This window comes from Nocardioides sp. CFH 31398 (genome assembly GCF_022436705.1).
GTDB lineage: Bacteria > Actinomycetota > Actinomycetes > Propionibacteriales > Nocardioidaceae > Nocardioides.
This window is the reverse complement of sequence record NZ_JAKUHT010000001.1, coordinates 291,811-306,467: the sequence shown is the minus strand read 5'-3', so window position 1 is coordinate 306,467 and position 14,657 is coordinate 291,811. Positions and strand designations below refer to the sequence as shown.

Here is a 14,657-nt window from a genome sequence, read left to right as displayed (position 1 = left end):
GGCGTCTGCCACCCACGACTTCGGGAGCCCTCTCCGCATGACGACCACCCCCCTCCACCGCACCCCGCTGCCGATCACCGCCGTCGGCTACGAGCAGCGGGCCTCGCGCAGCGCCATGACCTGTCGCAACCGCTGCGGTGACGCCTGCTTCAAGCCCGAGCCGAACCGCACCGACCACGGTCACGTCCGCGACGAGATCGCGAAGGTCGTGCAGCGTCGCGCCCTGCTGAAGGGCGCCGCGGCGACCGCCGGTGTCGGCGCCCTCGTGCTCGGTGGCGGCTCCCTGCGCCCCGCCGCGGCCGCCCCGCTGCCCGCCGCCCCGGACGCCGCCGCCCTGAGCAAGGACATGTCGAAGGCCGCGTTCCGCCCCGTCCCGCCGAACACGCGGGACGCCCTGGTCGTCGCGCAGGGCTTCACCCAGGACGTCGTCATCCGCTGGGGCGACGCGGTCCTCCCCGGCGCCCCCCGCTTCGACCCGCAGGCCATGAGCGCCGAGGCCGCCCGCCAGCAGTTCGGCTACAACTGCGACTACGTCGGCGTCCTCCCGCACCCGACGAAGCGTGCGAAGTCGCTCCTCGTGGTCAACCACGAGTACACCTCGGACGACATCATGTTCCCCGCCTCGTACGACGACGAGGCCAAGAAGGAGATCTCGATGTACAACCACGGCATGTCCGTGGTCGAGATCAAGCGTGGCCGCGTCGAGGGGTCCTGGCTGCGCGTGCAGCCCCGCTTCGCCTCGCACAACCGCCGGATCCACCTCGACACCGAGTTCGAGGTGACCGGGCCGGCCGCCGGCACCGACCGGCTGAAGACCTCCGCCGACGCGTCGGGCCGCACCGTGCTCGGCACGCTGAACAACTGCGCGGGCGGCACCACGCCCTGGGGCACCGTGCTGTCCGGCGAGGAGAACTTCAACCAGTACTTCGGCACCGAGGGCACGCCGAACCCCGAGTACGCCGCGTCGTACGCCCGCTACGGCCTCGCGGCCTCGACCTCGCGCGGCTGGTACACGGTGCAGGACCGCTTCGACCTCGCCAAGGAGCCGAACGAGCCGTTCCGCTTCGGCTGGATCGTCGAGGTCGACCCCTCCGACCCGCAGAGCACCCCGCGGAAGCACACGATGCTGGGTCGCTTCAAGCACGAGGGCGCCAACATCATCGTCAGCAAGGATGGCCACGCCGTCGCCTACATGGGGGACGACGAGCGCGGTGACTACCTCTACAAGTTCGTGTCGAAGAAGAAGGTCGCCACCGGCACCGGCGCGAACGCCCGCCGCCGCAACCTCTCGCTGCTCACCGAGGGCACGCTGTACGTCGCGCGTCTGGAGGGCAACGGCTACGACGCCACCACCAACGCCGACTGCGACGGCACCGGCACCTGGATCCCCCTGGCCTCCGACACCGAGTCGTTCGTCGAGGGCATGGAGCTCGCCGACGTCCTCATCGACACCCGTCTCGCCGCGGACCGTGCGACCACCGCGGACGGCGGGGGCCCGACGCGGATGGATCGTCCCGAGGACGTCGAGCCCAACCTCGTCACCGGGCGGGTCTACGCCGCCCTGACGAACAACTCGCGCCGCGGCACGCAGTTCCCGGTCGACGAGGCCAACCCGGTCGGCTCGTCCACCACCAAGGACTCCGGGGAGCCCACCGTCACGCCGGGCAACAACAACGGCTACGTGCTCGAGATGATCGCCACCCGCGGCGACCACGCCCTGGACACGTTCCGCTGGAAGCTGTTCCTGGTCTGCGGCGACCCGGAGGCGCAGGAGACCTACTTCGGCGGCTTCGACAAGTCGCAGGTCAGCCCGATCAGCTGCCCCGACAACGTCGCCTTCGACAGCGTCGGCAACCTGTGGGTCTCCACCGACGGCAACGCGCTGGGCAGCAACGACGGCATCTTCCGCGTGCCCACCCAGGGCCCGGAGCGCGGCCACGTGCAGCAGTTCCTCTCCGTCCCCCGCGGCGCGGAGGCCTGCGGCCCGCTGATCACGGCCGACGACAAGTCGCTGTTCGTGGCGGTGCAGCACCCCGGCGAGCTCGACGACGCCTCGTTCGAGAACCCCGGCAGCACCTGGCCCCACACCGACGACTACCCCCGCCCGTCGGTGGCGGTCGCGTACCGCAGGGCCTGACGGCGCCCAGCGCCTCGGCCGGTCCCCGGAGCCCGGTCCCCGCAGCCAGCGGGGGCCGGGCTCCGGCGCGTCCGGCGTCGGGGCCGTCGTCAGATCCGTCCCGCCCTGCTCACCAGGGCCGTGGTCAGCGCGGCTGCGGCCACTCCGGCCAGCAGCGCAATCCCCCAGCGAACCGGCGCCGGCACGTCGGTGAGGAGCGCGAGCAGCACGCTCACCACGACCGTGGTGATCGCCAGCGCCACCGACGCGGCCACCGACGAACCGGGTCCCTTGTCCTTCGCCACGACGTCGTCCCCCTCAGAAGCTCTGCACCGCGACCCGCCGCACGGCCACAGCCGAGAGCAGCGCCGACCAGCCGAGCAGGCCCACGAGTCCCGTGACGAGGTCCCCGACCCCGGTCGCCGTGACGGATGAGACCGTCGTCGCCTGGCTGAGGAGCGTGACGGGCGAGACGTCGACGAACCAGGCCACTGCCTCGGCCACCACCTCCGGGAGCAACGCTGACGCGAGGCCCGAGGCCAGGGGGATGATCATCCACCAGGCCAGGCACGCCAGGACAGCGACCATGGGCCCGCCGCAGAGGCGACCGACGGAGTACCCGAGCACCAACATCAGGGCGGCGGCCGCCGAGCCGGCCACGACGCCTCCGAGCACGGTGGCGGCTCCTGCTCCTCCCCCGCCCGCCAGGACCACGACGCCGACCAAGCCGGTCACGAGCACGCCCGTCGCGAGGCCGTAGGCAGCGACCGCACCGAGCTGGGCTCCGACGAGTGCCGTCCGGCGCGGCACCACGACGACCGAGACGCCCAGCATCCCCCTCTGCGAGTCCCTCCCCGCCCAGTTCGCCACCACCAGGGCCGCGAGCAGGGCGAAGGACGACGACGTGGCCTCGACCGGGACCGACGCCACCACGGTCGCCGAGGCGGCGTCCCCCGAGGACAGGTAGCGCAGGACGGCAAAGGCTGCGACACCGACAGCAGCGGCCAGGACGGCGACGACCAGCGACGCGTTCCGGAGTCCACCCTGCCGTGCGAGCCGGCGACACTCCGCCACACCGAGCCCGACGACCGGCACCGGGGGACGGCTCGTGGCCCGGGCCGGCACCCCACCCGCGCGAGTGTTCGCACGCACGGTCATCGGACCGCCTCCTCGTCCTCGAGCGAGCGTCGGAAGTACACGTCCTCGATCGACAGCGCCCGTTCGGCGAGGTGGCTGAGGCTGCCACCTCCGGAGAACACCACGCGCCCCACGTCTTCGGGACCGGCCCCGGTGACGATGGCCCCTCGGTCCAGCGACCGGACCTCGAGGTCCGCCGCCCGGAGGAGCCGTGCCGCGAGACCCAGGTCAGGCGACTCGACGTACACGCGCCGGGGTCCTGCGGCGTCGCTCCCCTGCACCCGCCCGTCCGTCACCGCGCCCTCGTGCACGATCCGACCACGGTCGATCATCACGACGTGGTCGGCGACCATCGACAGCTCGCTCATGTGGTGGGACGACAGGAGCACCGCTCCACCGCGGTCCGCCACCCCACGGATGACGTCGCGGATCCAGCGGATGCCCTCCGGGTCCAGACCGTTGATGGGCTCGTCCAGGACGAGGTTCCGGGGCTGTGTCATCACGGCAGCACCGATGCCTACCCGCTGGCGCATCCCCAGGGAGTAGCCCTTGATCTTCCGGTTCGCGTCGGCGAGCAGACCCACGGACCGCAGCACCTCGTCGACCCGGCTCGCCGGGAGCCCTTGGACCTGGCACAGGTAGGTGAGGAAGGAGCGCGCGGTCTGGTGGGCCGGGATCCACTCGGCGGAGAGGAAGACGCCCCGCAGGTCCGGGGGCAGTGCGGTGGCGCCGAGACGGTGCCCGTCGATCGTCGCGGTCCCCTCGTCGGGCGCCAGCAGCCCCGAGACCGCCTTGAGGACGGTCGACTTACCGGCCCCGTTGGGGCCGATGAAGCCCGTCACGGCCCCGTCACGGGCGGTGAACGAGACCCCCGCCACCGCTGTGGTGGAGCCGAACCGCTTCACCAGTCCTGTCACCTCGATCATGAGTGTCCTCTCCTGGGTGGTGCCTCTCGACGGGCAAGACCGCGGACGGCGTCGACGTCCAGACCGTCGAGGCGCCACGTCCGGGCGACTCGGGGAGCCCCGGCGTAGTAGGACACGGCGAGGTGACCCGCGCGACCGGCCACCATGCCGCTGGAGACGGGACCGAGGCTGTCGCCGTGCAGCCAGGTCACCCGTCTGGCGCCGAAGGCACGCCAGACCACGAGGTGACCCGTCGATGTCGAGACCGACAGTCGGGAGGTGACACGGAGGCCGACCGCGCCACCCGCTGCGACAGCGCCCAGCCACAGGACGGCGGACACCAGGGCTGAGGTGTCCGCCACGGCCGCGACCAGCCCGGTCAGGACGGACGCGCCTGCGAGCACCAGGGTCCAGCCGGCGAGCTCGACGCGTCGGTTCGACTCCGCCCCCGGGCCCTCGGACCCGGAGAGGTGCGACCGCACCACCGCGCTCCACTCGGGGGCCGCGATCTCGCACAGGTCCGCGGCGCCGAGGGAGGGCAGGGCGAGGTTGCGCCCCAGCCCTCCGACCGAGTCGCGTGAGACCACCAGGACCCGCCAGCGCCCCAGCGGGCGTTCGAACAGCGACTGGCGGAGCTCCAGACCCAGCACCGTGGTCCGGTCGAGCCGGCGCTCGGCCCGTGCCAGGTACCCGTGACGGATGGTCACCGACCCCTGGTGCACCTCGGTCTCGAAGGAGCCGAACCTGAGCAGGGTCGCCGCCGTGCCGAGCACGAGGGCCAGGACCGACAGCAGGACTCCCCCGACGACCGGCGAGAGCTGAAGGCCCGTCCAGGCTCGGTCGGCCAGGCCGACGGTCCGGGCGACCTCGGCGACCGCGAGGACGGCGCCGACCCCGAGGACCACGGGGAAACCGAGGACGAGGCCGGTCACCACGACGTCGCGGTCACGGACCCGGACGACCCGGCCGTGACGAGGGTGGGCGGTCGGATCCATCGACAGGCCGGCGGCGGTCGACGCCGGGACGTCGTCCGACCCTCGCCGCTCGATCGGCGGCGCAGCGCCGACGGTTCGCGCCCGGAGTCGCTCGGCGGACGCCGTCGTCATCGACGGCAGGCGGAGCGCGCCGCTCTCCGAGCCGTTCTGCGACACCGTCACCCGCGTCACGCCCATCAGCCGGTGGGCCCAGTCCTGGTGGAGGTCGACGGTGGAGAGCTGGCTCCAGTCGAGGATGCGTCGGCGGCGACGGACGAGGCCGGTAGCCACCTCGATCCCGGCGGCCGCGACGGTGCAGGTCGTGGTCGCCCACAGCACGACGGGCACCGCGACCCGGGCGAGGATCAGCACACCGAGGAGCCACCGGCTGGCGGTCGACACAGCGGTCTCGTCCGCTGCCGCGGCGACGACGACCCCGACGAGCATGAGCGCGAGGGCCACCGCGCCGTCGAGGTACTCCGCCACCAGCGCGCGTAGCGGCGCGCGACGTGCGGTCGTCACGACGTCCTCCCCTCGCCTCTCGTGGCGCCCGCGTCGAAACGGCGGCGCAGCTCGCCCGCAGCCACCTCGTCGATCGGACCGAATGCCTGGACGTCCGTGACCGTCGATATGCGCAATGTGGACAGGCCCAGCATTCTGGTCACGGGCCCCTGTCGGAGCTCGATGTTCATCACCATGTCGCGCGGAATGATGGTGTGGGACCGCACGACGACGCCGCGCCACAATTCCAGGGAATTCCGGCGGATCGTGAACCGGGTGAATTGCAGACGTCGCGGAATGACGAGGAAGAGGTCGACGGCGAGGAATCCCAGCGCACAGACGATGACGGCGGCGACGGCACCCGAGCTCCAGCGATCCGGCGCCAGGAGCGCCAGCGGGATGACGACGATCGCCGACACCGCCGTCGTCTCGAGCACGCTGCGGAGCCGCAGGTACGACGCGGCCGCACGAGGGAGACGCTCCGCCCACTCCGGCGGCACCGCCCCCGCGACGTCCACCGGCGCACGGTAACAGAGGCTCTGGGCCTGGCCGTGAGGCCGAGGAGGCGTCGCCGCCCCCTCGACCTCACGCACGGTGTGGGGCACCTACCCGATCCCCAGGCTTCTCATGATCCACTCGGCGATGGTCACGAAGGGAACGCCCCGCTCGATCCACCGCCAGACGACCCTCCAGTAGCGACGCGCGTAGGCGGCGATGGCCCGCACCGTCCGCACGCCCCACCTCCACGCCTTTCCGAGCACCCACGCGATGAAACGCAGCACTGTCGACATCGTTCGATTCCTCCCCGTTTCCGCATGGAACCTCCATGCGGTTTCCCGAGATGCGCCCCGGTGGGCAGGCCCGAGATTAGGAGGCAGCGAACTGTGGGCGGAACGGCGAAATCAGGAAAAAGTTCTTTGATTCCGCTGCAACCGGACGACCGGAGCGTGCGTAAGGAAAGCAGGCAGACGACGCCGAGGAATTCGGCGTGCCCGCACCCGTGTCGGCCTCAGGCGGAGCGGGTGGCGACGATGTCGGCGAAGGTCTCGAGCGCCTCGCGGACGGGTCCCTCGGGGAGGGCGACGAGGAGCTGCTTGGCCTCGTCGGCCCGCGCGACGACGTAGCGGCGGGCCTCCTCCATCGCGGGGTGGGCCCGCAGCAGACCGAGGGCCTCGGCGTGCAGCACGTCGTCGTCGAGGTCCTGGTCGAGCAGCTCCCGCAGCCGTGCGTCGCCGGGCTCCGTGGAGGTCCGGGCGAGCAGCACCGGGAGGGTCGGGACACCCTCGCGCAGGTCGGTGCCGGGGGTCTTGCCGGACTCGGCGGCGTCGGAGGCGATGTCGAGGATGTCGTCGGACAGCTGGAACGCGACCCCGACGATCTCCCCGTACGCCGTCAGCGCGGCGCGCACCTCGGGCGAGGCGCCGCCGAAGATCGTGCCGTACTCGGCGGACGTCGCGATCAACGAGCCCGTCTTGCCGGCGAGCACCTCGAGGTGGTGCGCGACCGGGTCCTCGTCGGGTCCCGGCGCGACGGTCTCGAGGATCTGACCCTCGACCAGCCGGGTGAACGTGCGGGCCTGGATGCCCACGGCGTCCGCGCCGAGGACGGCGGTGAGCTCGGACGACTTGGAGAAGAGGAAGTCCCCGGTGAGGATCGCGACGTGGTTGCCCCAGCGGGCGTGAGCGGCGTCCGCGCCGCGGCGCAGGTCGGCCTCGTCCATGACGTCGTCGTGGTAGAGCGAGGCCAGGTGCGTCAGCTCCACCACGCAGGCGGCGGTGAGGACGTCGTCGGAGTCGGGCTCCTCCCCCGTCTCCGCGGCGAGCAGCACCAGCAGCGGCCGCAGCCGCTTGCCGCCGGCGCGGAGCAGGTGGCTGGCCGCCTCGGTCACGAAGGGCGCCCGGCCCTGGACGTGCCCGGCCAGCAGCGTCTCCACGCGCTGCATGCGCGCCCCGAGGCGGGAGGCGAGCTCCGCGTCGAGGACCGGCAGCGCGAGCTCCTGCGGGGCGCTCGTGGTCACCGGATGAAGGTACCCACGGACCCGGCGAGGTCGAGCACCGGTCCGGGGACGATCCCGAGCAGGAGCACCACACCGGCGCACACGGCGATGACGACGACCGTCGCCAGGGACGGCGTCTCGACCCGGACCTCGTCGGCGACGCGGGTCGGCGAGGTGACGGTGATCGTGCCCCGCTCGGGCTGGGAGCCCGAGGACGGCGACGCACCGGCCAGCGCGGCGTCGCCGCCGACGCCGACGTCGGTCGAGCCGGCCTTGGTCGGGTCGGGGTCCGCGGTGAAGTACATGAGCAGGATCACGCGCACGTAGAAGTAGACGGCGATCATGCTGCTCGCCAGGGCCACGACCACGACCGGCCAGGCGCCGGCGGAGACCGCGACGGCGAAGACCGACCACTTGCCGACGAAGCCCGCGGTGAGCGGGATGCCGGCCATCGACAGCAGGAACAGCGCGAACACGCTCGCCACGACCGGCGAGCGGCGGCCGAGCCCGGCCCAGCGCGAGAGTGCGGTGACCTCGCCGGAGTCGTCCCGGACGACGCTCACCAGGGCGAACGAGCCGAGGGTCGCGAAGGCGTAGGTGACGAGGTAGAAGAGCACCGCCTGCAGGGAGGTGATCTCCGCGCCCCCCAGCTCCACCGAGTCACGCAGGCCGATCACGCCGGTGAGCAGGAAGCCGGTGTGCGCGATCGAGCTGTAGGCCAGCATCCGCTTCACGTCCTGCTGCGACACCGCGAGCACGGCGCCGACGAGCATCGTCAGGATCGCGACGATCCACAGCATCGGCTGCCACGACCAGCGCTCCCCGCCGAAGGCGACGTAGAACAGGCGCAGGGTGGCTCCGAAGGCCGCGACCTTCGTGGCCGCGGACATGAAGGCGGTGACGGCGGTCGGGGCGCCCTGGTAGACGTCCGGGGTCCACGCGTGGAACGGCACGGCACCGACCTTGAACAGCATGCCGACGGTGATCATGCCGAGGCCGGTGAGCATCAGCACCGAGCCGGACTCGCCGGCCCGCACGGCCTCGGCGACGGCGGCGTACGACATGGAGCCGGCGAAGCCGTAGACGAGCGCGATGCCGTAGATGACGAAGCCGGAGGAGAAGGCCCCGAGCAGGAAGTACTTCATGGCCGCCTCCTGGCTGAGCAGACGGCGACGACGCGCCAGGCCGCACAGTAGGTACAGCGGGAGCGAGAGCACCTCGAGCGCGACGAACAGCGTCAGGAGGTCGTTGGCGGCGGGGAACAGCATCATGCCGGCGAGCGCGAACAGCAGGAGCGGGTAGACCTCGGTGTGGTCGAGGCCCTCCGTCGAGGCCTTGCGCTCGGCCTCGGTGCCCGGGAGGGCGGCGGCCTGGCCGGCGAAGGCGGAGAGGCCCGACTCGAGGCGTCGCTCGGCGAACAGGCCGACCCCGCCGAGGCCCAGCAGCAGCACCAGGCCCCACAGGAACAGGGTCGGGCCGTCGACCGCCACGGTGTCGCCCACGGTGGTCACGCCGTACGCCGTGACGTCGTCGGGTCCGACGGACGGCAGGTCCATCGCGACCATCACCGTCCCGACCAGGCCGCCGACGATGCCGAGGGCCGCGATCACGACCTGGCCACCGAACCGGCGGCCGCGGGGCAGGAACGCCTCGGCGAGGACGCCGAGCAGCGCCGCGCCGAAGACGACGTACGCCGGCCACAGCACCTCGTGGGCGATCTGGGGGGCGGAGAACTCCATCACTCGGTCCCTTCAGCGGAGCCGGCACCGTCAGCGGCGTCGGCGGGCACGGTCGGCGCGTCGTCGACCACCCCGACGTTCGTGAGCAGGTCCTCGACGTAGGGGTTGACCACGTCGAGCGCCGGCATCGGGTAGAAGCCGAGCAGGACCATGAGGAGCACCAGCGGCGCGACCGCGCCGATCTCGCGCCGGCCGAGGTCGGGGGTGACCGCGTCCGCGGCGGCACCGGCGACCGGGCTCGGGCCGGTCATCGTGCGCTGGTAGGCCCACAGCACGTAGATCGCGGCCAGCACGATCGCCGTGACCGCGACGACGCCGGCCCAGGGGGCGTAGACGAAGGCGCCCACGAGCACGAGGAACTCCGAGACGAACGTCGACAGGCCGGGCAGGCCCAGGGTCGCGAGGCCGGCCACGAGCAGCAGACCGGCGAGCACCGGCGCCGACTTCTCGACGCCACCCAGCTCGCTGATGAGGCTCGTGCCCCGCCGCCGGACCAGGTAGCCGCCGACGAGGAACAGCGCCGCCGTCGCCAGGCCATGGTTGAGCATGTAGAGGATCGAGCCGGTGCCGCCCTGGGTGTTGAGCACGAAGATGCCCAGCACGATGAAGCCGAAGTGCGACAGCGAGGTCAGGCCGATGAGGCGCATGAGGTCGTCGGTGCCGATGGCCAGCAGCGCGCCGTACACGATCGAGACCAGGGCGATGATCACCACGACCGGGGTGGCCCACTGCGACGCCTCGGGGAACAGCCCCAGGCAGAAGCGCAGCATGCCGTAGGTGCCGATCTTGTCGAGCACGCAGACGAGCAGCACGCTCGTGCCCGGCGTGGCCTTCTCGGTGGTGTCCGCCAGCCAGGTGTGGACCGGGAACAGCGGGGCCTTGATCGCGAAGGCGACGAAGAACGCGAGGAAGATCCAGCGCTCCGGCCCGGTCGCGATGTCGAGGCCCGCCAGGTCGCTGATCAGGTACGACGGGTCGCCGGCGGCCGCCGACTCGACGTACAGGCCGATCACGCCGCCGAGCAGGATGAGGCCGCCGACGAGCTGGAAGACGAGGAACTTCACCGCGGCGCGCGCGGCGCCGGGGCGACCGAACCCGCCGACGAGGAAGTACGCCGGGATCAGCGTCGCCTCGAAGACGACGTAGAAGAAGAAGACGTCCTGGGCGAGGAACACCGCGACCGCGGCGGCCTCCAGGGCGAGGACCCAGCCGACGAAGGCGTGGGGGCTGCGGCCGTCGGCGCCGCCGACGGAGTCCCACGACGCCATCAGCACGATCGGGACCAGCAGCGTCGTGAGCAGCAGCAGCACGAGACCCAGCCCGTCGAGGCCGACGGCGTAGCTCGCGCCGATCGCCCCGATCCAGGTGTGGGTCTCGGCGAACTGCAGGCCGCCGTCCACGTCGAAGCTCAGCGCGAGCGCGACGGCGAGGCCGAGGGTCGCGAGGGAGACGACGAGGCCGACGACCCGGGGCAGCGTGCCCACGTCGCGGCGGGCGCCGCGCGGGAGCAGCGCGGTCGCCACGGCACCCACGAGGGGCACCAGGATCAGGATCGAGAGCCAGGGGGCGGCGCTGCTCATCGCTCGTCCTCTCGCTGCGGGGTGCTGGGTCGGGTAGTGGTCTCGGGGCGTCGTGCGGTGGCGGTCATGCCAGCGTCACCACCAGCAGGGCGCCGACGACGAGGAGGACGCCGAGCAGGACGGCCGCGGCGTACGAGCGCACGAAGCCGTTCTGGAAGCGGCGCAGGCGGCCGGAGAGCCCGCCGATGCCGTACGACGTGCCCTCGACGAGGCCGTCGACGACCTTGGCGTCGGTGACCGTGACCGACTCGACCAGGACGCGGCCGGGTCCGACCACGAGTCCCTCGTTGATGGCGTCGCCGTACAGGTCGGCGCGGGCCGCCCGGGTCAGCGGCGAGACGTCGGACGGCGCCTCGCGCGGCACGTCGCGGCGCCCGACGAGGAACACGGCGAGCGCGACGCCGATCGCGACGACGACGGTGATGACGATCGAGAACACGATCGGCGGGACGGGGGTCGAGTGCTCCTCGGCCTCCCCCACGACCGGCGCCAGCCAGTACTTGATCCAGTCACCGAGGATCAGCACGCCGCCGACGACCGACAGCGTCGCGAGCACGACGAGCGGCACCGTCATGACGGCGGGCGACTCGTGCGGGTGCGCCTGCTCGGCCCACCGCTTGTTGGTGAAGTAGGTCATCAGCATCAGCCGGGTCATGTAGAAGCCGGTGACGCCGGCGCCGATCAGCGCGGCGACGCCCGCGACCGGGTTCTCCAGCAGCGCCGTCTCGATGATCCGGTCCTTCGAGAAGAAGCCGGAGAAGAACGGGAACCCGATGATCGCGAGGTAGCCGAGGCCGAAGGTGATGAACGTGACCGGCATGGCGCGACGCAGGGCGCCGTACCGGCGCATGTCGACCTCGTCGTCCATGCCGTGCATCACCGAGCCGGCGCCGAGGAACATGTTGGCCTTGAAGAAGCCGTGGGTGATGAGGTGGAAGATCGCGTACGCGTAGCCCGCGACGCCGAGGCCGGCGCCGAGCATCATGTAGCCGATCTGGCTCATCGTGGAGCCGGCGAGCACCTTCTTGATGTCGTCGCGGGCGCAGCCGATGACCGCACCCCAGATCAGCGTCACGCAGGCCACGACCACGACCACCGTCTGCGCGACCGGGGCGTTCTCGAAGATGAAGTTCGCGCGGACCACGAGGTAGACGCCCGCGGTGACCATCGTCGCGGCGTGGATGAGCGCCGACACCGGGGTCGGGCCCTCCATCGCGTCGAGCAGCCACGCCTGGAGCGGCACCTGGGCCGACTTGCCGCAGGCGCCCAGCAGGAGCAGCAGGCCGATGATCGTCAGGGTCGTCTCGCTGGCCTCCCCCGCCACGGCGGAGACGCCGGCGAACGAGCTCGTGCCGAACGTGACGAACATGAGCATGATGGCGAGGGAGAGGCCCATGTCGCCGACGCGGTTGATGACGAACGCCTTCTTCGCCGCCGCGGCCGCGGACGGCTTGTGCTGCCAGAAGCCGATCAGGAGGTACGACGCGAGGCCGACGCCCTCCCAGCCCAGGAACACGCCGAGGAAGTCACCGGCCAGCACCAGCATCAGCATCGCCGCGACGAACAGGTTGAGGTAGGCGAAGAACCGCCGTCGCCGCTCGTCGTGGGCCATGTAGCCGATGGAGTAGAGGTGGATCAGCGACCCGACGCCCGTGATGAGCAGGACGAACAGGATCGACAGCGGGTCCAGCAGCAGGTCGAAGCCGACCGTGAAGCTGCCCGCGGTGATCCAGTCGAACAGGCGCAGGCCGTGCTGCCGCTCCTCCTCGCCGAGGCCGAGCATCTCGACGAACAGGTAGACGCCCAGCCCGAAGGAGGCGAAGGACGTCGCCGTGCCGAGCAGGTGGCCCCACCTGTCGGTGGCCCGGCCGCCGAGCAGCAGGACCACCGCGCCGGCCAGCGGCAGCGCGATCAGCAGCCACATCAGGGAGAAGGCCCCGGTCGCCGCGATCGGCTCGACCACGGGGACCTCGCCGCCGGAGGCGGCCATCGGAAGGAACGTCATCGTCGCTGCTACCTCAGTACTTCAGCAGGCTCGCGTCGTCGACCGAGGCCGAGCGACGGGTCCGGAAGATGGTCATGATGATCGCGAGCCCCACGACGACCTCGGCGGCGGCGACGACCATGACGAAGAACGCCGCGACCTGCCCCTCGAGGTTGCCGTTCTGGCGGGCGAAGCTCACCAGCGCCAGGTTGGAGGCGTTGAGCATCAGCTCGACGCACATGAACACGACGATCGCGTTGCGGCGGATCAGCACCCCCGCGGCCCCGATGGCGAAGAGGATCGCCGAGAGCACGATGTACGGCGTCACGCCTGCTCCCCTCCCCTGTCGGGACGCTGCGAGTCACCGGGGGTCTCGCCCTGGACGGCGGCGCGGCTGGTGTCGGCCTCCGGCTCCGGGCGGCCCGACATCTGCCGGCGCACGGCGTCGATGTCGTCGGCCATGTCCGGCGCGGACCGTACCGTGCCACGGGCGGTGAGCACCCGCGACACGGAGGTCGGCGCGGGGCTGCCGTCGGGCAGCAGCGCCGGGGTGTCGACCGCGTTGTGGCGGGCGTAGACGCCGGGGGCCGGCAGCGGCGTGATGTTCTCGCCGCGGTCGGCGTACGCCTTCATGCGGCGTGCGGCGAGGTCGGCCTGGGTCGCCTTGGGCTCGGTGCGCTCGCGGTGCGCCAGCACCATGGCGCCGAGGGCGGCGGTGACGAGCAGGGCGGCGGTGGCCTCGAAGATCAGCACGTAGTCGCTGAACAGGATCGCGGCGATGCCCTCGATGTTGCCGTCGGCGTTGGCCTCGGTCAGCCCCACGGCCGGCGCGAGGCCGACCTGCCCGAGGCCGATGGCGAGGACGGCGGCGAACAGCACGCCCAGCACGGTGGCGGTGACGCGGTGGCCGCGGATGGTCTCCACGACCGAGTCGCTGGAGTCGACGCCCACGAGCATCAGCACGAACAGGAACAGCATCATGATCGCGCCGGTGTAGACGATGATCTGCACCGCGAACAGGAACGGCGCCTCGAGGACGGCGTACAGGCACGCGAGGCTGATCATCACCACCGCGAGCAGCAGCGCGGCGTGGACGGCCTTGCGGACGAACAGCACGCCCAGTGCGGCCAGCACCATGATCGGTGCCAGCACCCAGAACGCGATCACGTCACCGGCTCCTGCTTCTCGTTGCTCGTGTCCGAGGCGGACGCGGGCGGTCGGGTGGCGCCGCGGTAGTAGTCGCCCTCGTCGTCCCCGAGCCGCATCGGGTGCGGCGGCTGCTCCATGCCGGGCAGCAGCGGGGCGAGGAGGTCGGACTTCTCGTAGATGAGGTCCGCGCGGTTGTCGTCGGCCAGCTCGTACTCGTTGGTCATCGTCAGGGCCCGGGTCGGGCACGCCTCGATGCACAGCCCGCACAGGATGCAGCGCAGGTAGTTGATCTGGTAGACGCGGCCGTACCGCTCACCGGGGCTGAAGCGCTCGCCGGAGGCGTCGTCGTTCGACGCGCCCTCGACGTAGATCGCGTCGGCCGGGCACGCCCAGGCGCACAGCTCGCAGCCGATGCACTTCTCCAGGCCGTCGGGCCAGCGGTTGAGCTGGTGGCGCCCGTGGAAGCGGGGCGCCGTCGGCTCCTTCTGGAACGGGTACTGCTCGGTGACGACCTTCTTGAACATGGTCCGGAAGGTGACGCCGAAGCCGGCGACCTGGTCACGGAGGGTGGCCATC

At 71.7% G+C, this 14,657-nt stretch carries 14 protein-coding genes; 1 reads left to right on the top strand and 13 read right to left on the bottom strand.

Translation table 11 applies throughout. The features are described 5' to 3' along the window. Window positions 1-37 precede the first annotated feature (37 nt). Window positions 38-2,137 (top strand): PhoX family phosphatase, encoded by a 2,100-nt coding sequence (locus tag MJ876_RS01505; RefSeq protein WP_240234277.1) that lies wholly within the window; start codon window positions 38-40, stop codon window positions 2,135-2,137. Between the two features lie 89 nt (window positions 2,138-2,226). Here MJ876_RS01505 and MJ876_RS01500 read toward each other — a convergent pair whose 3' ends face one another. The 13 genes from MJ876_RS01500 to nuoI all read right to left on the bottom strand — a co-directional run bounded on the left by MJ876_RS01500 (window position 2,227) and on the right by nuoI (window position 14,656). After that, window positions 2,227-2,421: a hypothetical protein gene (locus MJ876_RS01500; RefSeq protein WP_240234276.1), complete on the bottom strand. Its 195-nt coding sequence runs from the start codon at window positions 2,419-2,421 to the stop codon at window positions 2,227-2,229. 13 nt (window positions 2,422-2,434) lie between these two features. Then, on the bottom strand, window positions 2,435-3,274 hold the full coding sequence (locus tag MJ876_RS01495; protein ID WP_240234275.1) for a hypothetical protein: 840 nt from the start codon (window positions 3,272-3,274) through the stop codon (window positions 2,435-2,437). After that, window positions 3,271-4,179, bottom strand: a complete 909-nt coding sequence (locus tag MJ876_RS01490; protein WP_240234274.1) for an ATP-binding cassette domain-containing protein — start codon at window positions 4,177-4,179, stop codon at window positions 3,271-3,273. The genes MJ876_RS01495 and MJ876_RS01490 overlap by 4 nt, the downstream gene beginning before the upstream one ends. After that, on the bottom strand, window positions 4,176-5,654 hold the full coding sequence (locus MJ876_RS01485; RefSeq protein WP_240234273.1) for a PH domain-containing protein: 1,479 nt from the start codon (window positions 5,652-5,654) through the stop codon (window positions 4,176-4,178). Before MJ876_RS01485 ends, MJ876_RS01490 begins: the two co-directional genes overlap by 4 nt. Further along, a complete protein-coding gene (locus MJ876_RS22050; RefSeq protein WP_240234272.1) occupies window positions 5,651-6,151 on the bottom strand; it encodes a PH domain-containing protein in 501 nt (166 codons plus the stop codon). The genes MJ876_RS01485 and MJ876_RS22050 overlap by 4 nt, the downstream gene beginning before the upstream one ends. Before the next feature lie 87 nt (window positions 6,152-6,238). Beyond that, entirely contained in the window at window positions 6,239-6,424 is a 186-nt protein-coding gene (locus MJ876_RS01475) for a hypothetical protein (RefSeq protein ID WP_240234271.1), read from the bottom strand. Between the two features lie 218 nt (window positions 6,425-6,642). After that, window positions 6,643-7,650: a polyprenyl synthetase family protein gene (locus MJ876_RS01470; RefSeq protein ID WP_240234270.1), complete on the bottom strand. Its 1,008-nt coding sequence runs from the start codon at window positions 7,648-7,650 to the stop codon at window positions 6,643-6,645. Further along, window positions 7,647-9,368, bottom strand: a complete 1,722-nt coding sequence (gene nuoN, locus MJ876_RS01465) for an NADH-quinone oxidoreductase subunit NuoN (protein ID WP_240234269.1) — start codon at window positions 9,366-9,368, stop codon at window positions 7,647-7,649. Before nuoN ends, MJ876_RS01470 begins: the two co-directional genes overlap by 4 nt. Next, window positions 9,368-10,948, bottom strand: a complete 1,581-nt coding sequence (locus tag MJ876_RS01460) for an NADH-quinone oxidoreductase subunit M (RefSeq protein WP_240234268.1) — start codon at window positions 10,946-10,948, stop codon at window positions 9,368-9,370. Before MJ876_RS01460 ends, nuoN begins: the two co-directional genes overlap by 1 nt. A gap of 64 nt (window positions 10,949-11,012) precedes the next feature. Next, the gene (nuoL, locus tag MJ876_RS01455) at window positions 11,013-12,953 is read right to left on the bottom strand and encodes an NADH-quinone oxidoreductase subunit L (protein WP_240234267.1); all 1,941 of its coding nucleotides are present in this window, start codon (window positions 12,951-12,953) and stop codon (window positions 11,013-11,015) included. A gap of 13 nt (window positions 12,954-12,966) precedes the next feature. Beyond that, a complete protein-coding gene (nuoK, locus tag MJ876_RS01450) occupies window positions 12,967-13,260 on the bottom strand; it encodes an NADH-quinone oxidoreductase subunit NuoK (protein WP_240234266.1) in 294 nt (97 codons plus the stop codon). Beyond that, window positions 13,257-14,069 (bottom strand): NADH-quinone oxidoreductase subunit J, encoded by an 813-nt coding sequence (locus MJ876_RS01445; protein ID WP_275694247.1) that lies wholly within the window; start codon window positions 14,067-14,069, stop codon window positions 13,257-13,259. Before MJ876_RS01445 ends, nuoK begins: the two co-directional genes overlap by 4 nt. A 26-nt stretch (window positions 14,070-14,095) precedes the next feature. Further along, a complete protein-coding gene (gene nuoI, locus MJ876_RS01440) occupies window positions 14,096-14,656 on the bottom strand; it encodes an NADH-quinone oxidoreductase subunit NuoI (protein WP_240234264.1) in 561 nt (186 codons plus the stop codon). Window position 14,657 lies beyond the last annotated feature (1 nt).